Source organism: Thalassobacillus hwangdonensis, from assembly GCF_042675915.1.
Lineage (GTDB): Bacteria > Bacillota > Bacilli > Bacillales > Halobacillaceae > Thalassobacillus_A > Thalassobacillus_A hwangdonensis.
Window position 1 is genome coordinate 58,360 of the sequence record NZ_JBHTKL010000005.1, and the last position, 21,830, is coordinate 80,189.

19 protein-coding genes are annotated in these 21,830 nt (G+C 44.4%); 12 read left to right on the forward strand and 7 right to left on the reverse strand.

Going from position 1 to position 21,830, the window contains the following annotated elements; all coding sequences use genetic code 11:
- Positions 1-27: 27 nt before the first annotated feature.
- The 7 genes from gyrA to dnaA all read right to left on the reverse strand — a co-directional run bounded on the left by gyrA (position 28) and on the right by dnaA (position 9,323).
- The gene (gyrA, locus tag ACFQ2J_RS09485) at positions 28-2,568 is read right to left on the reverse strand and encodes a DNA gyrase subunit A (protein WP_386059216.1); all 2,541 of its coding nucleotides are present in this window, start codon (positions 2,566-2,568) and stop codon (positions 28-30) included.
- A 123-nt stretch (positions 2,569-2,691) separates the two neighbouring features.
- Positions 2,692-4,614: a DNA topoisomerase (ATP-hydrolyzing) subunit B gene (gene gyrB / locus ACFQ2J_RS09490; RefSeq protein ID WP_386059219.1), complete on the reverse strand. Its 1,923-nt coding sequence runs from the start codon at positions 4,612-4,614 to the stop codon at positions 2,692-2,694.
- A gap of 89 nt (positions 4,615-4,703) precedes the next feature.
- Positions 4,704-5,000: an extracellular matrix regulator RemB gene (gene remB / locus ACFQ2J_RS09495; protein WP_386059221.1), complete on the reverse strand. Its 297-nt coding sequence runs from the start codon at positions 4,998-5,000 to the stop codon at positions 4,704-4,706.
- A 9-nt stretch (positions 5,001-5,009) separates the two neighbouring features.
- Complete coding sequence (gene recF / locus ACFQ2J_RS09500) at positions 5,010-6,128, reverse strand: DNA replication/repair protein RecF (protein ID WP_386059224.1); 1,119 nt, start codon at positions 6,126-6,128, stop codon at positions 5,010-5,012.
- A 25-nt stretch (positions 6,129-6,153) separates the two neighbouring features.
- Positions 6,154-6,375, reverse strand: coding sequence for a S4 domain-containing protein YaaA (yaaA, locus tag ACFQ2J_RS09505; RefSeq protein ID WP_386059227.1), 222 nt, complete (start codon positions 6,373-6,375; stop codon positions 6,154-6,156).
- Between the two features lie 277 nt (positions 6,376-6,652).
- On the reverse strand, positions 6,653-7,795 hold the full coding sequence (dnaN, locus tag ACFQ2J_RS09510) for a DNA polymerase III subunit beta (RefSeq protein WP_386059230.1): 1,143 nt from the start codon (positions 7,793-7,795) through the stop codon (positions 6,653-6,655).
- Between the two features lie 172 nt (positions 7,796-7,967).
- On the reverse strand, positions 7,968-9,323 hold the full coding sequence (gene dnaA, locus ACFQ2J_RS09515; protein ID WP_386059233.1) for a chromosomal replication initiator protein DnaA: 1,356 nt from the start codon (positions 9,321-9,323) through the stop codon (positions 7,968-7,970).
- 694 nt (positions 9,324-10,017) lie between these two features.
- On the opposite strand from dnaA, the gene rpmH reads away from it, so the two are divergent.
- The 12 genes from rpmH to ACFQ2J_RS09575 all read left to right on the forward strand — a co-directional run bounded on the left by rpmH (position 10,018) and on the right by ACFQ2J_RS09575 (position 21,830).
- The gene (gene rpmH / locus ACFQ2J_RS09520) at positions 10,018-10,152 is read left to right on the forward strand and encodes a 50S ribosomal protein L34 (RefSeq protein WP_019377820.1); all 135 of its coding nucleotides are present in this window, start codon (positions 10,018-10,020) and stop codon (positions 10,150-10,152) included.
- 130 nt (positions 10,153-10,282) lie between these two features.
- The gene (rnpA, locus tag ACFQ2J_RS09525) at positions 10,283-10,630 is read left to right on the forward strand and encodes a ribonuclease P protein component (RefSeq protein WP_386059238.1); all 348 of its coding nucleotides are present in this window, start codon (positions 10,283-10,285) and stop codon (positions 10,628-10,630) included.
- A 93-nt stretch (positions 10,631-10,723) separates the two neighbouring features.
- Positions 10,724-11,497 (forward strand): YidC family membrane integrase SpoIIIJ, encoded by a 774-nt coding sequence (gene spoIIIJ, locus ACFQ2J_RS09530; protein ID WP_386059241.1) that lies wholly within the window; start codon positions 10,724-10,726, stop codon positions 11,495-11,497.
- Positions 11,494-12,225 (forward strand): RNA-binding cell elongation regulator Jag/EloR, encoded by a 732-nt coding sequence (gene jag / locus ACFQ2J_RS09535; protein ID WP_386059244.1) that lies wholly within the window; start codon positions 11,494-11,496, stop codon positions 12,223-12,225. The genes spoIIIJ and jag overlap by 4 nt, the downstream gene beginning before the upstream one ends.
- A gap of 793 nt (positions 12,226-13,018) precedes the next feature.
- Positions 13,019-14,395 (forward strand): tRNA uridine-5-carboxymethylaminomethyl(34) synthesis GTPase MnmE, encoded by a 1,377-nt coding sequence (gene mnmE, locus ACFQ2J_RS09540; RefSeq protein ID WP_386059246.1) that lies wholly within the window; start codon positions 13,019-13,021, stop codon positions 14,393-14,395.
- A gap of 23 nt (positions 14,396-14,418) precedes the next feature.
- The gene (mnmG, locus tag ACFQ2J_RS09545; RefSeq protein ID WP_386059249.1) at positions 14,419-16,308 is read left to right on the forward strand and encodes a tRNA uridine-5-carboxymethylaminomethyl(34) synthesis enzyme MnmG; all 1,890 of its coding nucleotides are present in this window, start codon (positions 14,419-14,421) and stop codon (positions 16,306-16,308) included.
- A gap of 21 nt (positions 16,309-16,329) precedes the next feature.
- Positions 16,330-17,046 carry a 16S rRNA (guanine(527)-N(7))-methyltransferase RsmG gene (gene rsmG / locus ACFQ2J_RS09550; protein ID WP_386059252.1) on the forward strand — a complete coding sequence of 239 codons (717 nt, stop codon included), beginning with the start codon at positions 16,330-16,332 and terminating at the stop codon, positions 17,044-17,046.
- A 253-nt stretch (positions 17,047-17,299) separates the two neighbouring features.
- Positions 17,300-18,184 carry a nucleoid occlusion protein gene (noc, locus tag ACFQ2J_RS09555; protein WP_386059255.1) on the forward strand — a complete coding sequence of 295 codons (885 nt, stop codon included), beginning with the start codon at positions 17,300-17,302 and terminating at the stop codon, positions 18,182-18,184.
- Positions 18,185-18,309: 125 nt separating this feature from the next.
- Positions 18,310-19,083 carry a ParA family protein gene (locus ACFQ2J_RS09560; RefSeq protein ID WP_386059258.1) on the forward strand — a complete coding sequence of 258 codons (774 nt, stop codon included), beginning with the start codon at positions 18,310-18,312 and terminating at the stop codon, positions 19,081-19,083.
- Positions 19,064-19,906 (forward strand): ParB/RepB/Spo0J family partition protein, encoded by an 843-nt coding sequence (locus tag ACFQ2J_RS09565; protein WP_386059261.1) that lies wholly within the window; start codon positions 19,064-19,066, stop codon positions 19,904-19,906. Before ACFQ2J_RS09560 ends, ACFQ2J_RS09565 begins: the two co-directional genes overlap by 20 nt.
- Positions 19,907-19,980: 74 nt before the next feature.
- On the forward strand, positions 19,981-21,120 hold the full coding sequence (locus ACFQ2J_RS09570) for an aminotransferase class V-fold PLP-dependent enzyme (RefSeq protein WP_386059263.1): 1,140 nt from the start codon (positions 19,981-19,983) through the stop codon (positions 21,118-21,120).
- A 5-nt stretch (positions 21,121-21,125) separates the two neighbouring features.
- Positions 21,126-21,830 carry a DUF554 domain-containing protein gene (locus ACFQ2J_RS09575; RefSeq protein ID WP_386059266.1) on the forward strand — a complete coding sequence of 235 codons (705 nt, stop codon included), beginning with the start codon at positions 21,126-21,128 and terminating at the stop codon, positions 21,828-21,830.

Genomic DNA, 21,830 nt, shown 5'->3' on the forward strand with positions numbered 1-21,830 from the left:
TACTCATCAGATGTGTATCTCGTTGTATTATTCTTCGGTCGGACTATCCTCTTCTGGTTGAGAAGCATCTTCAGAAGTGGAGGCTTCAGCACTTTCTTCTGCTTCCACCGCTTCGATTTCTGCTTCTTCCTCTTCTTCTGCATCTATACGAGCGACGGTTGCGACTTCTTCACCTTCCTGGAGACGAATGAGTCGGACCCCTTGCGTATTTCTACCGGTTTCGGAAATGCTTTCGACAGTCATACGGATCAGTATGCCCATAGCCGTGATCAACATGACGTCTTCTTCGCCTGTCACAGCTTTGACTGCTACGACCACACCGTTTTTGTCGGTAAGGTTATGTGTAAGGATACCTTTACCACCACGGTTCGTGATTCTGTATTCTTCCGCAGGTGTACGTTTACCGTACCCTTTGTTCGTAACGGTAAGCACTTGCATCGAATCATCGATGATTTCCATCGATACGACTTCATCATCCTCTTTCAGGCTGATTCCTTTCACGCCTGCTGCAGTACGTCCCATCGTACGGACCTGGTCTTCATTGAACCGGATCAGGGACCCTTGTTTCGTACCGATCATGATGTCTTTATTGCCATCCGTCAAGCGGACAGAAATCAATTCATCCTCATCCCTTAAGTTTACGGCGATCAGTCCGCCTTTACGGATGTTCGCAAAGCTTGAGAGGGAGGTACGCTTGGAAACGCCATGACGAGTTGTGAAGAAGCAATACCAGTCATCAACAAAGTCTTCGACAGCGATGACCGCATTGATCCACTCATCCCGCTCGATTTCAAGCATGTTGATAATCGGAATTCCTTTCGCTGTACGGCTGAATTCAGGAACTTCGTATCCCTTCGCTTTATACACTTTCCCTTTGTTCGAGAAGAACAGAAGTGTGTTGTGAGTAGAAGTAGACAACAGGTGTTCCACGAAGTCATCTTCGTGGGTGCCCATTCCCTGGATCCCTCGTCCACCACGGCGCTGCGCACGATAAGTGGAAGCAGGGAGACGTTTAATGTAGCCCTGGTGTGTCAAGGTTACGATGATCGTCTCTTCAGGAATCAGGTCTTCATCCTCGATGAAGTCCGTACCACCGATCACAATTTCTGTTCGGCGTTCGTCATTGAAGCGTTCTTTGACTTCCGCAAGCTCTTCACGGATGATTTCCAATACTTTTTCTTCATCAGCAAGGATCGCTTTCAATTCAGCGATCAGTTCTACAAGTTCTTTATATTCTGCTTCGATTTTTTCGCGTTCCAATCCTGTCAGGCGTTGTAGACGCATATCAAGAATCGCCTGTGCCTGCTTTTCGGATAATTCGAAACGAGTCATCAATCCTTCACGGGCGATATCTGTCGTCTGTGATTCACGGATCAGCTTGATTACTTCATCAAGATGGTCGAGTGCAATCCGCAACCCTTCAAGGATGTGCGCACGCGCTTCCGCTTTACGCAATTCATACGCAGTACGTCGACGGATGACTACTTTCTGGTGCTCTAGGTAATACTCAAGACACTGCTTCAGGTTCAGCACTTTCGGCTGGCCGTCTACAAGTGCAAGCATATTGATACCGAACGATGTTTGCAGAGCGGTTTGTTTATATAAATTGTTCAAGAGTACATTCGGGTTCACATCACGGCGAAGTTCAATAACGACACGCATACCATTACGGTCGGATTCGTCACGAAGATCCGTTACGCCATCGATTTTCTTATCACGGGCAAGTTCAGCGATTTTTTCTACGAGACGCGCTTTATTCACCTGGTAAGGCAGCTCTGTAACAATCAGTTTCGCTTTACCATTCGCTTGTTCCTCGATATGTACTTTAGCTCGAACTGTAATCGAACCTTTTCCAGTTTCGTAGGCTTTACGAATCCCGCTCAGACCGAGGATTTGCCCGGAAGTAGGGAAGTCCGGTCCATAAATATGGTTCTCCATAAGTTCCTGGATGGTGATCTCCGGGTTCCTGCTTAATGCGAGCACACCATCGATGATCTCGCCCAGCTGGTGGGGCGGGATGTTGGTTGCCATACCGACGGCAATTCCGGAAGTACCATTGACCAGCAGATTCGGAAAACGGGCTGGAAGGACGATCGGTTCTCTTTCCGATCCATCATAGTTATCGCGGTAGTCGATCGTGTCTTTGTTGATGTCACGAAGGATTTCCATCGAAATCTTGGACATACGTGCTTCTGTGTAACGCATTGCTGCGGCAGCATCTCCGTCGACGGAACCGAAGTTACCGTGGCCATCGACTAGCATGTATCGATAACTGAAATCCTGTGCCATACGAACCATCGTGTCATAAACGGCAGAATCCCCGTGCGGGTGATACTTACCGATTACTTCACCGACGATACGTGCGGACTTTTTATATGCCTTATCTGAATGCATCCCTAAGTCATGCATTGCATAAAGGATCCTGCGGTGTACCGGCTTCAATCCATCACGGACATCCGGCAGCGCACGACTGACAATGACACTCATTGCATAGTCTAGGAAAGACGTTTGCATTTCCTGACTGATATTTATTTCCTGAACACGTGGACGATTTGGTTGATCCACCATGTAATGACCTCCAATCACAATTGAGGAAGGAGGATGACTGGACAGGGTCCCCTCATGAGTGTCCTGTCCCTGTTACGGCATCCCCAACTACTTGCATGTTGATTTCTATCAAAATTTTAGCGTTTATACGTCAAGGTTCTGTACATACTGGGCGTTGTCCTGAATGAAGTTACGTCGCGGTTCGACTTTATCTCCCATCAGGATATCGAATACTTCATCCGCTGATATTGCATCGGCAAGCTCCACTTGCTTCATCGTACGTGATTCCGGATCCATTGTCGTTTCCCACAACTGTTCCGGATTCATCTCCCCAAGACCTTTATAGCGCTGAACACCAGGCTTTGGTGATTTAGGAAGCTGGGCATACAACTCATCCAGCTGCTTGTCTGAATAAGTGTAGTAGACCGCTTTACCCTGCTGAATTTTGTAAAGTGGCGGCTGTGCGATATATACGTAGCCATTTTCAATCAATGGACGCATATAGCGGTATAAAAACGTCAACAATAACGTACGGATATGGGCACCATCGACATCGGCATCGGTCATGATGACGATCTTGTGGTAACGTGCCTTCGTGATGTCGAATTCCTCTCCGATCCCTGTGCCAAGTGCAGTAATGATGGCACGAACTTCGTTATTGGAAAGAATTTTATCGAGACGGGCTTTTTCCACGTTGATGATTTTACCTCTTAGCGGCAAAATCGCCTGGAAGTGACGATCACGGCCCTGTTTTGCAGAACCACCGGCAGAGTCACCCTCAACGATGTACAACTCGCTGATGTTCGGGTCACGGGAAGAACAGTCGGCAAGTTTACCTGGAAGATTGGACACTTCCAGCGCATTCTTTCTGCGTGTAAGTTCACGTGCTTTCTTCGCAGCCATCCGTGCGCGGGAAGCCATCAATCCTTTTTCAACAATGATTTTCGCCATCGAAGGGTTTTCAAACAGGAACTTGGAAAATGTTTCAGAGAAAACGGCATCCGTTACCTGACGCGCTTCACTGTTACCAAGCTTGGTCTTCGTTTGTCCCTCGAACTGCGGGTCCGGGTGTTTGATGGAAATGATGGCGGTCAAACCTTCCCTCACATCATCCCCGGTCAGGTTCGGATCGTTTTCTTTGAACATATTATTTTTACGGGCATAATCGTTGATGACCCTTGTAAGACCAGTCTTGAAACCGGACTCGTGGGTACCGCCCTCGTACGTGTGGATGTTGTTCGTAAACGAATAGATATTGCTTGCGAATCCATCGTTGTATTGAAGGGCGATTTCAACAGTGATATCGTCCTGCTCGCCTTCAGAGTAAAAAGTTTCGTGAATAGCTTCACGTGTACGGTTCATCCGTTCCACGTAGGAAACGATTCCGCCTTCATAATAAAAATCCTCTGCTTCTTTATCTGAACGTTTATCTTCTACGGAAATCGTCAAACCTTTATTCAGGTAGGCAAGTTCACGCAGACGATGTGCAAGTGTATCGTAGTTATATTCTTTCGTTTCGCTGAAGATTTCCGGATCTGGAGAGAAGTGGATTCTCGTTCCAGTGATATCCGTGTCTCCGATCACCTTCAGATCTTCATGTGGAACACCGCGGTGGAATTTCTGATAATGGATCTTCCCATCACGATGGACGAATACTTCAAGCTCCGTGGATAATGCGTTAACAACGGATGCACCTACACCGTGAAGTCCTCCGGAAACTTTATAGCCTCCGCCGCCGAATTTACCACCGGCGTGCAATACCGTCATGATGACTTCCACTGCTGGACGTCCCGCTTTTTCATGCATACCTACAGGAATTCCTCGTCCATTATCCGTTACGGTGATACTGTTGTCTTTCTCAATGATGACCTGGATGTGGTCACAGTAACCTGCCATTGCTTCATCGATACTGTTATCGACGATTTCCCACACAAGGTGGTGCAAGCCTTTTTCATTGGTAGAACCGATATACATACCAGGACGTTTACGAACTGCTTCCAGTCCCTCTAACACCTGTATCTGATTCTCATCATAAGCCTGTTGATCTTTCAATACTTCTTCACTCATGGTTCGTCACCTACATTTCTTCCAGATGTTCGAGCTTTTGTTCAGCTCTTGAATCGGAGTGCTTCTCAATCTATTGCTACGACTATACGTCATTCTTCTTCTGCGGCCAGGATTTCTTCTGAAAAGTCTTCCAGTTTGTTCAGTGTTGCCATCATATTGGCACGCTTTTTCAATGTCATGACTGAAAGCGGACTGAAATAGATCGCATCTTTCGTGATAACAATCGACTTCGCGTCATTATCCTGGTTCTCAATCACGTTTTTTTCTTTTCGCTGGTTGAAGATCATTTCTTCCACAATTGTCGAAGAGGAGATCAACGTATGATCGATGATCGAAACGACATCCTTCGAGCGAATGACATGATCATCACCAATATGGATAAACATCGTGCCACCTCATTCCTGCATTTCTATCGCACCATTCCGAATACGGAAAATTTCCGCCTGTGCCAGTGCTTCGTGTTCAATTCCATCGATACTCGTCGTTGAAACGAAGGTCTGCACTTTTCCTTGGATGGTATGTAGTAGGTGGGATTGCCGGTAGTCATCCAATTCACTCAACACATCATCAAGCAAAAGAATCGGATATTCTCCCACTTCACTATGGATCAATTCGATTTCAGCCAGTTTCAGGGATAACGCTGTCGTACGTTGCTGCCCCTGAGATCCGTACGTTTGTACATCTTTTCCGTTCACATGAAAAATGAGGTCATCCCGATGCGGTCCAGCGAGTGTCGTGCCCCGTTCCACTTCTTTATCCTCAATTTCGGTAAATTTTACCTTATATCTATCAGTTATTGTTTCCAAATCCATACCTTCTGATACTTCGACACTAGCGTCATAAAGGATTTCGAGCTGTTCAAGCTTTCTTGAGATTCCATCATGAATAGGAGCAGCCCACTTTCTCAACAGCTGGAGGAAGGTATGGCGCCGCTCTATGATCGTCGCAGCATGGCTGATCAACTGCTCTGTAAGTACATGCAGCATTGTACGATCGGTCAGTCTCTTGCGCTGCAAATCTTTCAACAGATGATTCCGCTGCTTCAATATCTTTTGATAGTTACCAAGGTGATAGATATAGGCTGGCTGGATCTGCCCGATTTCCATATCGATAAACCTACGACGCACCTGAGGATTGCCTTTGACAAGATTCAAATCCTCAGGTGCAAACATGACGACATTCATAGCCCCTATATAATCGCTCAGCCGTTTTTGCTCAAGATGGTTGAGCTTCGCTTTTTTCCCTTTTTTCGAAAGTACGATTTCCATCGGAAGCTTTCGATTGCGTTTTATGATACTACCTTCTATTTTAGCATATTCTTTGTCCCATTGGATAAGTTCCTTATCTCTTGGCGTCCGGTGGGACTTGGAAAACGCCAGCAGGTAGATCGCTTCCATCAGATTCGTTTTTCCTTGTGCATTCTCTCCGATGATGACGTTGATCCGATCATCGAAATTCAAATGGAGCTGATCATAGTTACGGAAAGAGCGCAGCTTGATTTCTTGGATATGCATCAGAATTTCCTTTCAGCCTGGTGCTTCAGTTCGCTTTTGCGACTTCGAACGTGCCGACACCTGGGATCTCGACTTGGTCTTCCACGTAAAGCTTACGTCCCCGACGGTCTTCAAGTTCGCCGTTCACATAAACCTCATATTCACTTAAAAACATTTTAGCCATGCCTCCGGATTCCACAACATTAGCCAGTTTAAGGAATTGTTGGAGTTGGATGTATTCTGTCGAAATTTCTATTTTTTCGTTCATTCTTTTCACCCTAACGGTTAGATTTGCCTTCTTTCTATTTTACTAAATAAATCGACATAAGAAAAGAACAGCATTTAGATAATCTAGGTACATCTTTTAAAAAGAGCAGATGAAGGTGGAAATGACTTACTTTTCGACCTGTGGGGTGTTCCAATTTCCAGCCTTCCTTCTCATATTTATTATGTGATGTACCTTCTCAAATAAACTAAGTTCACTAATTAAAAAAGAATGTAAAACAAAAAGGATGTCCTAGATTGAGCGAGGACATCCTTTTTTCTTAATACGTTCTTACTGGCAGGATCAGTTGCAGGATTTGTTCGTCTTCGATCGGTCGGATAAGGAATGGGCGCATGGCACCTGTGAATTCCACCTTCACTTGATCTGTTCCTACAGCTTTCAGTGCATCCATCATATATTTCGCACTGAAGGAAATTTTCAATTCTTCACCTTCGATGGAAGCAGCTTCTACTTCTTCGACAACGTTTCCTACTTCTGGAGAGTTACCGTTGATTTCAATCTGGTTGCCGCCTTTTGTAATCAGACGGACAACATTGTTCCGGTTTTCCCGAGCAAGCAGGGAAGCACGATCGATGGATTGAAGCAATTCTTTCGTATCCATCTTTACGATTGTCTTGCTTTCATCCGGGATCAAACGGGAAGTTTCCGGATAATTTCCGTCGAGTAGACGGGAAAGGAAATACAAATGTTTCGTACGGAAGAGAATTTGGTTATCCGTGACATTGATTTCAATCGTGTCATCTGAGTCGCTAAGGATTTTATTAAGCTCAGTCAAACTTTTTCCAGGAATGACGACATTATCAAACGCAAGGCTTCCCCCTGATTCCTGCAGTGGTAGTTTGCGTGATGCCAGACGATGACTGTCTGTCGCGATGAAATGAAGTTCCCCGTCCTGGATTTTCACATTCACACCAGTCAAAATCGGGCGAGTTTCCGAAGAAGATACAGCAAATACGGTCTGACGGATCAATTCTTTCAAAAGATCGATCGGAAGCTCAAAACTATCTTCTGTATGTAGTTTTGGCAGCTGAGGATATTCCTCTGCATCCTGTCCATTCAAATGAAATTCAGCATTTCCTGAACGAATTGTTACGTTTCGATGGTCATCCGTCAGAATTTCCACTGTATTCTGTGGAAGTTTCCGGACGATATCAGGAAAATATTTTGCCTGCAGTACGATACTTCCTGGTTCAATGTTTTCTACATATACGAGTCCATCTTCTTCAGCGGGGATGAATGATTCAATCGAAATATCAGAATCGCTTCCTGTCAATTTAAGGCCAGCTTCACTGACCTCCAATTTCATACCTGTCAAAATTGGAATCGTCGTTCTGGAAGAGATTGCTTTCATGACATGTTGGACGCTTTCCATCAACTGATCTCGTTGAATTACGAATTTCATGAATGAGTCCTCCTAAGTGATCATATTTATATATTTTTATTAATAAAAAATAGTAATAATAGTAATAGGGGCTGTGAATATGTGGATAACCCAATCAACCTCAATCAAGGAAGGTTATCCACATGTGGACAGCATGTTGGCATACGTGCACGAGTTATACACACTATTCAGGTTACTGCGATTTCAGTTTTTCCTGAAGCTCATCGATTTCTCTCGATAATTGAGCGTCGGAAGCAATCAATTTTGATATTTTCTCGTGAGCATGAATGACGGTTGTATGGTCACGTCCCCCAAATTCTTCACCAATCTTCGGAAGGGAGAAATCAGTCAGTTCCCTGGAAAGATACATGGCGATCTGGCGAGGGAATGCTACGGACTTTGTACGTTTTTTGGCTGCGAAGTCCTCCAGTCGTACACTGTATCGTTCCCCGACGAGCTCCTGAATCGACTCGATCGTAATCACTCTCGGTTTGGAGCTTGGAATGATGTCTTTCAACGCTTCAGCTGCCAATGATGCATTGATATCGCGATTGATCAAGGAAGAATAAGCGACAACCCGGATAAGTGCACCTTCTAATTCGCGAATATTCGTATCAATCTGATTGGCGATGTAAAGCATGACTTCATTAGGAATATCCAAACCTTCCGCCTTCGCTTTCTTACGCAGAATGGCAATCCTCGTTTCCAGATCAGGAGGAGTGATATCTGTGATCAATCCCCATTCGAAGCGGGAGCGCAGTCGATCTTCCAATGTAGGAATTTCTTTAGGTGGACGGTCGCTGCTGATGATGATCTGTTTGCTTTCCTCATGAAGCGTATTGAAAGTATGGAAGAATTCTTCCTGTGTCTGTTCCTTTCCAGCAAGGAACTGGATGTCATCAATCAATAACACATCAACACTTCGATATTTATTACGGAAGTTGACTGCTTTGTTATCACGGATTGAATTGATGAATTCATTGGTGAATTTCTCGGATGACAAATAAACCACTTTCGCATTAGGATTGTGATCCAGTACATAATGGCCGATCGCATGCATCAAGTGGGTTTTTCCAAGCCCCACTCCTCCATAGATAAAGAGAGGATTGTAGGCTTTTGCCGGAGCTTCTGCTACAGCAAGCGAAGCAGCATGGGCGAACCTGTTACCCGATCCGATGACAAACGTGTCAAATGTATATTTAGAGTTCAGCATACTCTGAGGAGATTCTTCCCCCTCATTCGCTTTCACTTCAGGAACCTTCTTGGAAGCTAGCTTCACTTCCTCCATGGAGTCATCCTTGTTCTCCGGGATGATGAATTTTGTATTCAATTCCGCCCCTGTTACTTCATATAATGTTTCATTGATCAATTTGGAATATTGATTCTCGAGCCAGTCTCTAGCAAACTCGTTCGGTGCTACGATCGTCAATGTATTATCTTGCAGTGCATTGGCTTTTGTCGCTTTCAGCCAAGTTTCAAAGCTTGGTTTACTAATTTTCTTTTTCATATGCTCTAATGTCGTATCCCAAAGCTCGTAGATATTTTCCAAATCATATCACCCCTTTCATCCAATCCATAAAAATCATAAAAGCCTTCCGTAAACTTTTTCCAACAAGCAAAAAAAAGCTCGAAAGGCACCGATGTATAATATTTGTATAATGTAAATTGGAAACTATGCAATTTTCATTTGTGGACTTATATTTCCTGTTATTTAGACAAATCCAGCGCTTATTTCCATTATCCACAGACCTGTTCATAACTTAAGTAACAAGCATGTGAATAGATGTCCACATATTATCCACAACCTGTGAATAAGAGAAAATCGTGCTGTCAGATATTCAGCGTTAAAACACAAATATAATACCAAACAAAACGCATCTTGGCAATGGTTATTCAAAGCTTATCCACAAGCCCAACAGGTTGTAGATACTTTCTATCCACACCACTATATTTTGTTATTATGTTGTCGATAATTGATGTGGATAGTCAGAAACCCTCGAAAAAGTTATTCACACCTGATGTTGATTATCCACATAGAAGCTATGTATAATCATCTTGGATGCTCTGGGGAAAGTGTTATGTAACAGTGCTGTTATATAACGCGATATTGCTCTGGATCCTGAGTCCAATAGAATAAATTAAAAAGTAAGTTGACATGAAGCCAGCCTATTCTTTATAATTAATTGGACTGCCTTTTAGCATGATTGAATTTAGGAGATAAAACCTCAGGAGGTGCATATATAATGAAACGTACATTTCAACCAAATAACCGTAAGCGTAAGAAAGTACACGGCTTCCGCACACGTATGAGCACAAAGAACGGACGTAAAGTCTTGGCTCGTCGTCGTCGTAAAGGAAGAAAAGTATTATCTGCATAGGCCACTGAACACCTCAGTGGTCTTTTTTTCAAATTAAAGATGGAAACTTTACAAAAATCCATAGAAGCACGATTGATAAAAGCAACTCGATCGAGGTTGCTTTCTTATATGTAGCGGAGGGTAAGATCCCATGAAGAAAGCGTACCGAATCAAAAAAAATGAAGAGTTCCAGCAGGTGTTCAAGAAGGGGAAGTCTTTCGCTAACCGTCAGCTGGTGCTTTATTATATGAAAAAAGATGATCAGTCCCACTTCAGGATCGGGTTATCCGTAAGCAAGAAAATAGGTAATGCCGTACTTAGAAATCAAATCAAACGATATTTGAGACAAGCATTCCTGGAGCTCGAACCAAGGATCGATACCCGTTATGATCTTGTGGTCATCGCAAGAAATCCGACGAAGAATATGGATTTCCATGAAATGAAAAAAAGCCTTTCCCATGTATTGTATAAATCGAGATTGCTATCAAAAGATCGTTGAATCTTTTTTTGATATAGAATGTTCATCAGCTAACATGCTAAAATGATGAATAGATTGAAATAGGGAATTGCACTTGAGTAAGGAGGAAACACGTTGCGTAAAAAAGTTTTATGGCTGATGGTGATGACGGGTGTCCTGGCTTTATTGTCCGGATGTACCGAGGTCAACCAGGATATCACTTCTGAAAGTGAAGGCTTCTGGAACAACTATGTCGTTTGGCCATTGTCTCAAGCCATCACATATTTTGCTGAGCTGACTAATGAAAGCTATGGTCTATCCATCATTATCATTACTATTATCATTCGTCTTGTATTGTTACCATTGAACGTCAAACAGCTGAAAAGTTCAAAAGCGATGCAGGACATTCAACCTGAGTTGAAGGAACTGCGTGAGAAATACAGCTCGAAAGATGCACAAACACAACAGAAGCTGCAGCAGGAAACAATGCAGTTATTCCAGAAACATGGAGTCAACCCGCTTGCCGGTTGTATGCCATTGATCGTGCAGATGCCGATCCTGATTGGGTTCTATCATGCGATCATGCGTACTCCAGCAGTGGAAACACATACATTCCTATGGATGCAGCTAGGTGAGCCGAGTTACATCCTGGCAGTCGTCACTGCAGGTACGACATTCCTGCAGCAGAAATTGATGATGGCAGGTGGAGCAGCAGCTCAGAATCCGCAAATGCAGATGATGTTATACTTGATGCCGATCATGATCGGTACATTCGCATTCTTTTTCCCATCAGCACTAGCCCTATACTGGGTAGTCGGTAACTTGTTTATGATTGCGCAGACGATTTTCATTCGTAAGCCAATGATGGATAAAGCAAACGCTGAAACAACGGGAGGAAAAAATAAGTGAAGCAACTAACTGCTACTGGACAAACAGTTGATGATGCGGTCAAATCAGCATTAGAGCAGTTACAAACATCAAGGGACCAAGTCGAAGTCGATGTGATTGATGAAGGAAAGAAAGGGTTCTTGGGATTCGGAAACAAACCAGCGATCGTCAAAGTGAAGATCATGGAAGCTTCCAAACCGGAACCTGAGGTTGAAGTTGAAGAAACTGCACCTCAAGAAGAGACTAGTCGTAATGAACAGGTAAGTGAATCCATCCCAGAAGAAACGGCTTATGTCGAAGAAGATCCGATTGAAGAGGCTGGGGCCTATATCAAGTCTATTGCAGACCAGATGGGGGCGCCGGTGGATGTGGAAGTGAAGGTCAATAACCGAGACGTTCATATGGAGCTTGTCGGTGACAAGATTGCTAAGCTGATCGGAAAGCGTGGTCAGACACTGAATGCATTGCAGTATCTTCTGCACCTTTCTGTTAATCGTCAGACAGATCAATTCTATACCGTCGTTCTCGATGCGGAGGGTTACCGTAATCGTCGTAAAGAAACTTTGGAAACATTGGCAGGCCGCCTTGCAGACAAAGCGCTCCGCACGAATCAGGCAGTCAAGCTTGAGCCGATGCCTTCCTATGAAAGAAAGATCATTCATACCGCACTTCAGAACAATCGCGATGTCGAAACGTATTCGGATGGCAATGATCCGAAACGGCACGTCGTCATCAAACCATCGAAGTAAATGATAAACTTCCGTCTTTATTAGGCGGAAGTTTTTTTATTGACCAATGTTACCAAATTAGCGGAAATGGCGGCTGGGAAACTACTCGCTTTCCTGTGGGGGAGCTGGCGAGCCTCCTCGGTCGTTTTACTCCCTGTGGGGTCTCGCCTAGGCCCTTCTCCCACGGGAGTCTCGCAGTTTCCCAGCCGCCCTCAGTGTGATTGGTGAATGAGCTTAATTTACGTGAATTTTTCAAACATCAGGTGCAGGTTACGAGCATGTTTGATCCTAGAACGGAAAACCAATAATTAGTTTTAACAGATCCTTCTTTTTGAAAATCGAATAAATATCGTAATTGAAATAATCAAGAGTATTGCATAAAACCAAAACGAACGGTACCAGACATACTTCAATTCCAACCAAAAACTCATTCCGCCTTCCTCTGGTTGTAATAGAGAATAGGTAGAAACCTCAACATAAAACATCCCACTAGAAAACAACAATAATAAGAAAACTACGATCCATCCCCAACTTTTGAATTTCATATATAAACCACCATACTTTTAAATTAAATATACCATTCATTAAGGATTCTTTCTTGCATCCTCTATCAAACAATTGTCTTGATATCCGTTAAATACAGCTTTTAACTTATGCACATGTGGATAACCTAATACTATAAATTCTTCTATCATTTGCTTGTGTATATCTTTTCAAATCCTATATGGATGTGCTAATCTAATAAGTTAGTGACTTCTATAAAAAATGAGTTGTGGATAAATGAAAATAGATAAGAAACCAAGGAGGTGATCGTGTGGAGACAGATACGATTACGGCGATATCCACCCCGATGGGGGAAGGTGCGATTGCGATTGTCCGTTTAAGTGGAAATGAAGCTGTTTCGATTGCTGACAGTATCTTCAAAGGAAAAGATCTTGCATCGGTGGACTCCCATACGATCCATTATGGAAAAATAATCGACCCGGAAACGGATGAAATAGCAGAAGAAGTAATGGTTTCTGTGATGCGTGGACCGAAAACATTCACTCGTGAAGATATTATTGAAATCAATTGTCACGGTGGACTGGTATCCGTCAACCGCGTGTTGGAAATCGTATTAGCCCAGGGTGCCCGTCTGGCGGAGCCTGGAGAATTCACCAAACGTGCGTTTTTGAATGGCCGAATCGACCTTTCACAGGCAGAAGCGGTGATGGATTTGATCCGGGCAAAGACGGATCGGGCAATGAACGTTGCTTTGAAGCAGATGGATGGGCGTCTATCGAAGCTAATTCAGGATCTCCGTCAAAAACTGCTTGAGACATTGGCACATGTGGAAGTGAACATTGATTATCCAGAGTATGATGATGTCGAAGAAATGTCCCATACGATGATGGAGGAAAAGACACGTGAAGTCCATCGCGAAGTCCAATCACTTTTACAGACAGCAAAACAGGGGAAAATACTACGTGAAGGCTTGGCTACTGCGATCATCGGACGTCCGAACGTTGGGAAATCGTCCTTGATGAATGCGCTGGTGCATGAAAACAAAGCGATCGTGACCGATGTTCCAGGGACCACCCGCGACGTGATCGAAGAATACGTCAATGTTCGCGGAGTTCCTCTACGCCTGGTCGATACTGCTGGTATCCGGGAAACCGAAGATATCGTCGAACGGATCGGCGTGGAAAAATCACGTCAAGTATTGAAGGAAGCGGACCTGATCCTGCTTGTGTTAAACTATGGTGATGCATTGACAGAAGAAGATGTACGTTTGTTTGAAGCCGTCCATGATCTTGATGTGATCGTCATCGTGAACAAGACGGATTTAGAACCTGCATTGGATATGGACCGTGTTCATGAACTTGCTGCAGACCATCCTGTCATCACGACATCGTTGATTCAGGAACAGGGAATCGACGAACTCGAACAGGCGATTTCACAAGTCTTCTTCGAGGGAGAATTGGATGCAGGGGATATGACTTATGTTTCCAATGTACGTCATGTCCAGCTTTTGAAGCAGGCGAAGAAATCGTTGGAAGATGCGATGGAAGGCATGGAAATGGGAATGCCTCTGGATATGGTTCAGATTGATGTGACGAACACATGGGAAACGCTCGGCGAAATCATCGGAGATACAGTCCATGAAAGTCTGATCGACCAGCTGTTTTCCCAATTCTGCTTAGGAAAATAATTTTTAAAGGAGAGAACGACCAAATGACCTACGATGCTGGAAATTATGACGTTATCGTTATTGGTGCTGGTCATGCTGGATGTGAAGCGGCTTTAGCTTCTGCAAAAAGAGGAGCGAAGACGCTGATGCTTACCTTGAACTTGGACTTGGTTGCTTTTATGCCATGTAACCCGTCCGTTGGTGGTCCCGCCAAAGGAGTCGTCGTAAGAGAAATCGACGCGCTTGGTGGAATCATGGGTAAAGTGATCGACAAGACACATATCCAGATGAAGATGTTGAATACAGGGAAAGGCCCTGCGGTCCGTGCGTTGCGTGCGCAGGCAGACAAACCTTTATATATACAGGAAATGAAAGACACTTTGGAAAACCAGGAGAACCTTACCCTTCGCCAAGGGATGGTCGAGCGCCTGATTGTCGAAGACGGTGAGGTAAAAGGGGTAGAGACCGAAACGAAAGCGGCATACCGAGCAAAGACAGTGATCGTTACGACAGGTACGTTCATGCGCGGAAAAGTGATTATCGGAGATCTTACGTATGAGAGTGGACCGAATAACCAGCGAGCTACTGTTTCATTATCCGAGCATCTTGAAGAGCTTGGAATTGAAATGGTGCGGTTCAAAACAGGTACCCCGCCACGCGTAAACAACCATACTGTCGATTATTCAAAAACGGAAATCCAGCCTGGTGATGATGTACCACGTGCATTCTCTTATGAAACGACGGAATACATCATGGACCAGATTCCATGCTGGCTGACTTACACGAATGAATATACGCATAAAATCATCGATGAAAACCTTGAGTTGTCACCGATGTATTCAGGCATGATCAAAGGAACCGGTCCTCGTTACTGTCCATCGATCGAGGATAAAGTGGTACGTTTCAATGATAAACCACGCCACCAGATTTTCCTTGAACCAGAAGGACGCAAGACAGAGGAAGTTTATGTCCAGGGGCTTTCCACTTCCTTACCTGAATTTATCCAGAAAAAGATGCTGGAGACAATTCCAGGCCTGGAAAAAGCAGAAATCATGCGTGCTGGTTATGCAATCGAGTATGATTCAGTCGTACCGACACAGCTATGGCCTACGCTTGAAACAAAGAAAATTAAAGGTCTTTATACAGCTGGTCAAATCAATGGAACTTCCGGATACGAGGAAGCCGCAGCACAGGGAATTATGGCTGGTATCAATGCGGCAGCGCAAGCGCTTGATATCGAACCATTGATTCTTGGACGTTCCGATGCCTATATCGGTGTGCTGATTGATGACCTGGTCACGAAAGGAACGAATGAACCGTATCGTCTGCTCACATCAAGAGCAGAATTCCGGTTGATGCTGCGTCATGACAATGCGGACATTCGTTTGACCGATATTGGATATCAAATGGGAATGATCTCTGAAGAGCGCTATGCAGCATTCCAGGAGAAGAAGCGTTTGATTGAAGAAGAACGTGCACGTCTCGAAGGGATCATTTTGAAAGCAGATCCTGAAGTGCAGAAAGTCATCGAAGAAGCTGGCGGAACACCATTGAAAGATGCTGTACGGGCATCTGACCTGCTTAAGCGCCCGGAAATGAGCTATGAAATGATTGCGCGCCTGACAAGTCCGGAAAAAGAGCTTGCAGATGGTGTGAAAGAACAGGTTGAAATTCAGACGAAATATGCCGGCTATATCGCTAAAGCATTGCAGCAGATTGATCGCATGAAAAAGATGGAGGATAAGAAGATCCCTGAAAACATCGATTATGATGCAATTAATGGGTTGGCATCTGAAGCGAGAGATAAACTGAAAGAGGTTCAGCCATTGTCTGTCGGACAGGCATCCCGTATCTCAGGAGTGAACCCTTCGGATGTATCGATTCTGCTTGTCTATATTGAACAAGGTAAGATTGCAAAAGTTTCGAACGAATAAGGAAGAAGAAAGGAAGCGTCTATGGATAAAAACACCTTTCTTGAGGCATTGAAAGATAAAGGTATCGAATTGGATCAGAAGCAGCAGGAGCAATTCCAAAAGTATTTTGAGATTCTCGTTGAATGGAACGAAAAAATGAACCTGACAGCGATCACAGATGAAGAAGGAGTGTATTTGAAGCACTTTTACGACTCCATCACCGCTGCGTTTTACCACGATTTCTCCAAACCACTTACCATTTGTGACGTAGGAGCGGGGGCAGGTTTTCCAAGCTTGCCTCTGAAAATCTGTTTTCCGCATTTGAAGGTGACAATCGTCGATTCATTGAAGAAGCGGATTACATTCCTGAATCATCTGGCACATGAACTGGAATTGACGGATGTTGCATTCTATCATGACCGGGCAGAGAACTTCGGGAAAAATCCACAATTCCGAGAAAGCTTCGACCTCGTCATGGCAAGAGCGGTTGCCAGACTTTCCGTGCTAAGCGAACTATGTCTGCCACTTGCACAAAAAGGCGGCATGTTCATGGCAATGAAAGGACCGAACCTTGCTGATGAGTTGGAAGATGCGAAAGAAGCGATCCGTATTGTCGGTGGAGAACTGAAAAGTACGGATACCTTCGACCTTCCAGAGGAAAACAGCGAGCGGAATATTGCACTGATCGAAAAACGGAGGAAAACTCCGAAGAAGTACCCTCGTAAAGCAGGGGTTCCGAACAAAACACCAATCTCTTAAAACAGAGCGCGTTGCTGACAATAATAGCAACGCCTCTTTATTAAGAGGTGGAGTCTATCAGACTATGATTTTTTTAAATTATGATTTTGGTAGATACTTTTTCCAATTCAAATATGCTAAAATAGAAGAAGATGTGAAAAGTAAATGGCATGCGCAGCAGTAGCTATTTCTGCAGCGCTTTTTTCAATAGAGTAGCGTGTTTCACGTGGAACATCTAAGTATGTATGCTCGCAAACAAAGGTGGTGTCTGATCATGGTACATCCTTTCAGTCGATTATTTGGTCTGGGAGATAAATCAGATTCGCAAGAGGAAAAGAATACAGACGAACAGCCGTTGGAAGAAGAAGTCTATGACAAAGATGAAGTCATGCAGGTTTCGGTAGAGAAAGTCCAGCCGAACCGTTATCAGCCAAGAACGGTTTTCAATGATGAAAAAATTTCTGAACTCGCTCAGACGATACATACACACGGTATCATCCAACCAATCGTCGTGCGCAGGTTAGACGATGAAAACTTTGAGCTGATTGCAGGTGAACGCCGTTGGAGAGCTGTGCAGTCACTAGGGTGGGAAACGATTCCTGCCATCATTCGCGATATGAATGATACGACGACTGCTTCCGTTGCACTGATTGAAAACCTTCAACGTGAAGAATTGACAGTGATCGAAGAAGCGAAAGCCTATGCGAGGCTGATCGAATTGCATCAGTTGACCCAGGAAGCATTAGCGCAGCGACTTGGCAAAAGTCAGTCGACGATCGCAAACAAAATGCGCCTGTTGAAGCTTTCGGATGTGATCCAGCAAGCATTACTCGATAAAAAAATCACTGAGCGTCATGCGAGAGCTTTGATTGCTGTGAAGGATCTTGAAGTTCAGGAAAAGATCCTCCATGAAATTATCGAAAAGCAGTGGAACGTGAAGCAGACTGAAGAACGGATCCAAAAAGAGAATGAAGACAAGAAGCCTGCCAAGAAAAAACCTCAGTTAAAGGGATTCAATAAAGATATCAGAATTGCAATGAATACGATCCGTCAATCGTTGACGATGGTAAACGATACTGGCATCGATGTTGAAACCGATGAAGAAGACCACGAAGACTACTATCAGTTCACCATCAAGATACCTAAGAAAAAATCATAAATCTACATTAAATCTCCCATCTTGATAAAAAAAGATGGGTATTTTTTAGGAAATACATGAATTCGAATTCAGAATTGAAAAAAAATGATAGAATGATTGATAAAGAGAACGAGGTAGGTGACATCATGGGGAAAGTTATCGCCATCGCCAATCAGAAGGGCGGCGTAGGAAAAACGACGACAGCAGTCAATTTAAGCGCTTGCTTGGCATATTTGAACCATAAAGTCCTGCTTGTCGATATCGACCCGCAAGGAAATGCGACAAGTGGAGTAGGTGTGAACAAAGGAGAAATGGACCAGTGCATCTATAATGTACTTGTTGAAGATGCAGATGCCTCCAAGGTTTGCACTTCGACAATGGTGGAGAATCTGGATGTCATTCCTGCGACAATCCAGCTGGCAGGTGCTGAAATTGAGCTGGTACCTACCATTTCCCGAGAGGTCCGATTGAAGCAGGCATTGGATGAAGTGAAAGACAACTATGATTACGTCATCATTGATTGTCCACCATCATTAGGTCTGCTGACGATCAATTCACTGACCGCTTCAGATTCAGTCGTCATTCCGGTTCAGTGTGAATATTACGCGTTGGAAGGACTGAGCCAATTGTTGAACACGGTTCGTCTCGTCCAAAAGCATTTGAATAAAGACTTGATGATCGACGGTGTATTATTGACGATGCTGGATGCAAGGACGAATCTCGGTATCCAGGTCATCGAAGAAGTGAAGAAATATTTCCAGGATAAAGTCTATGGAGCGATCATTCCGAGGAATGTACGTTTAAGTGAAGCACCAAGTCATGGACAACCGATCATTCTGTACGATGCGAAGTCACGCGGAGCTGAAGTATATCTAGATTTGGCAAAGGAAGTGATTGCTAGTGGCGAAAGGGTTAGGTAAAGGCCTCAATGCTTTTTTCCCGGATTTAGAGCAGAAGGAAGAAGAAAATATCGAACAGGTCCCGACGAAAGCTTGCAGACCGAATCCATATCAGCCCAGAAAAACGTTTCGGAAAGAAGCGATTGAAGAGCTGAAGGAATCAATCGAACAACATGGCATCTTACAGCCGTTAGTCGTTCGTAAAAGTATCAAAGGCTATGAAATTGTAGTCGGAGAACGACGATTCAGGGCTGCGAAGGCTGCAGGACTCGATACTGTACCTGTTTTAGTTCGGGAATTGAATGATGAACAGATGATGGAGCTCGCACTTTTGGAAAACCTGCAGCGGGAGGATTTATCCCCGATTGAAGAAGCGCAGGCTTACTCCAATCTGATGCGGGAGCTGAAGGTAACCCAGGAAGTATTGGCACATCGACTTGGAAAAAGCCGGTCTCATATCGCAAACCTTGTCCGTTTGTTGTCCTTGCCGGTACCGGTCATTACGATGATCAATAACGGCGAACTTTCAATGGGGCATGGCAGGGCGTTGCTCGGAATCAAGGATGACGACCAGTTGATGCCAATTGTAGAGCGGATCAAAAAAGAGCATTTGAATGTGCGTCAAGTTGAACAGATGATTGCACAGATCAATGAGAAGAAAAAGCCTGTAAAGAAGAAAACTTCTGAGAAGGATGTTTTCCTGAAAGAGAAAGAGACGAATCTGCGCGAACGATTCGGTACAGGCGTCACCATCCATCGAGGAAAGCGTAAAGGTAAAATCGAAATCGAGTTCTTTTCCGATGATGATCTGGAACGAATTTTGACTTATTTGGAAAAAGAGTGAATGCTTCAAAACCTGGTTAAGCACGATTAACCGGGTTTTTTTGCACCCGAATTCTACAAGAGAGGGGGATCGAAATGGACATCATTTATTTGGATCACGCAGCATCGTCATTTCCGAAGCCGCCTGGAGTGTCACAAGCTATGATAGAAGCCGTGGAGAAATACGCTGCCAACCCTGGACGTGGAACGCACCGACTTGCTGAACAGGCAGGGGGAGTCATCGAAAAAACCCGTCGCATGCTTGCAACGAAATTTGGTGTAAGCAATCCAAATCACGTCCTTTTCTTTTCAAATGCAACAGCAGCCTTGAATCAGGCGCTCAAAGGGTATCCTTTCAAAAAAGGAGACCATGTCATTACTACCAGTTTCGAGCATAATTCTGTCCGAAGACCATTGGAATATTTGAAGGAAGCGGCTGGTATCGACGTAACGTATATAGAAGGGAATTCAGCCAATCTGCTAGAGGGCATGAAAATGGCCATGCGGCCGGAAACAGTTCTGCTGGCGGTTTCCCATGCTTCCAACGTCACTGGGGAAGTCGCCCCCTTGAAGGATATGATTGAGCTTGCTAAATCAAAGGATATCAAGGTGCTGGTGGATGCGTCGCAGACTGCAGGACATTTTCCAATACATATGAAGGATGAAGGAATCGACATGCTGGCTTTTCCTGGACATAAACGACTGTTGGGCCCACAGGGAACCGGTGCGCTATTGGTCGAAGGTAAAATCGAATTGAACCCGATCCATCATGGTGGGACAGGAAGCTTTTCCGAGTTACCGGGACAGCCGGATCAATGGCCGGAACGATTTGAAAGTGGAACGCTCAACACTCCAGGTATAGCAGGATGGCATGCAGCTTTGAAACAACTGGAAGCAATCGTTTCACGTGAAACGGATCTGACTAAATTGTTGATTCAAGAGTTACGTATGGTAAAAGATGTAGTCATATATGGAGAAATCGATGGATTTCGTATGCCAGTAGTGGCATTTAACATCGGAGACATCCCATCTCATGAAGTAGGAATGATCCTTGATTCGCACTATGGAATCGCTGTCCGGGCAGGAATGCATTGCAGTCCAACAACACATGTGCATTTTGGTACTGAAAATCAAGGTGCCGTCCGGGCAAGTATCGGTCCCTTTACTACAGAGAGTGATATCGACGCATTGGTCAAAGCGGTAAAAGAAATCAGAGATGGATACTTGGAGGCGTAAGACATATGGCATTGTTCGGCACAATCATCAACGGAGTATTGATCATCTTAGGTTCTTTATTAGGGTTGTTTTTCACTAAAATTCCTGAGCGTTTTAAAGAGACAATCATGAATGGGGTCGGCATTTCAGTCATTCTGATCGGTTTGCAGATGGGATTCAAGACAGAAAATGTCGTGATTGTCCTGCTCAGTCTGCTTTCAGGAGCAATTATCGGAGAATGGGCAAGACTCGAAGAGAAGCTCGAAGGTCTTGGTGGATGGCTGCAGAGCAAGTTCGCTGCTCCTGGTAGCGAATCAACGATCGCTCAGGGCTTCATTACAGCATCGCTTATTTTTGTTATTGGTGCCTTGTCGGTCATCGGGGCGTTAGACAGCGGCTTGAGGAATGATCATGAAATACTGATTACAAAGGGCATCATCGATGGGTTCGTTTCACTTGTACTGACCACTACGCTGGGGTTCGGGGTAGTGTTATCAGTCGTTCCGGTCGTGCTGTATCAGGGTACGATTGCGCTGTCCGCAACGTTGATCACGGAGTGGATTCCGCAGGCACTGCTTGATACTTTCATCACGGAAATGACTGCTACTGGAGGGTTGATGATCGTAGCCATCGGTCTTAATCTATTGAATATCACGAAGATCAGGGTGGCGAACCTGTTACCTGGTTTGCTGACGGTTGGTCTCATTGTCTATCTTGCTTCATTATTTTGA

What these genes read in the sequence shown, in the direction of transcription:
- recF (WP_386059224.1), bottom strand. Translation starts at nt 6,128, where the DNA reads ATGCATATCCAAGAAATCAAGCTGCGCTCTTTCCGTAACTATGATCAG.
- rpmH (WP_019377820.1), top strand. Translation starts at nt 10,018, where the DNA reads ATGAAACGTACATTTCAACCAAATAACCGTAAGCGTAAGAAAGTACAC.
- ACFQ2J_RS09570 (WP_386059263.1), top strand. Translation starts at nt 19,981, where the DNA reads ATGGACATCATTTATTTGGATCACGCAGCATCGTCATTTCCGAAGCCG.
- rsmG (WP_386059252.1), top strand. Translation starts at nt 16,330, where the DNA reads ATGGATAAAAACACCTTTCTTGAGGCATTGAAAGATAAAGGTATCGAA.
- gyrB (WP_386059219.1), bottom strand. Translation starts at nt 4,614, where the DNA reads ATGAGTGAAGAAGTATTGAAAGATCAACAGGCTTATGATGAGAATCAG.
- gyrA (WP_386059216.1), bottom strand. Translation starts at nt 2,568, where the DNA reads ATGGTGGATCAACCAAATCGTCCACGTGTTCAGGAAATAAATATCAGT.
- ACFQ2J_RS09575 (WP_386059266.1), top strand. Translation starts at nt 21,126, where the DNA reads ATGGCATTGTTCGGCACAATCATCAACGGAGTATTGATCATCTTAGGT.
- remB (WP_386059221.1), bottom strand. Translation starts at nt 5,000, where the DNA reads ATGTTTATCCATATTGGTGATGATCATGTCATTCGCTCGAAGGATGTC.
- yaaA (WP_386059227.1), bottom strand. Translation starts at nt 6,375, where the DNA reads ATGAACGAAAAAATAGAAATTTCGACAGAATACATCCAACTCCAACAA.
- rnpA (WP_386059238.1), top strand. Translation starts at nt 10,283, where the DNA reads ATGAAGAAAGCGTACCGAATCAAAAAAAATGAAGAGTTCCAGCAGGTG.
- dnaN (WP_386059230.1), bottom strand. Translation starts at nt 7,795, where the DNA reads ATGAAATTCGTAATTCAACGAGATCAGTTGATGGAAAGCGTCCAACAT.
- noc (WP_386059255.1), top strand. Translation starts at nt 17,300, where the DNA reads ATGGTACATCCTTTCAGTCGATTATTTGGTCTGGGAGATAAATCAGAT.
- mnmG (WP_386059249.1), top strand. Translation starts at nt 14,419, where the DNA reads ATGACCTACGATGCTGGAAATTATGACGTTATCGTTATTGGTGCTGGT.
- ACFQ2J_RS09560 (WP_386059258.1), top strand. Translation starts at nt 18,310, where the DNA reads ATGGGGAAAGTTATCGCCATCGCCAATCAGAAGGGCGGCGTAGGAAAA.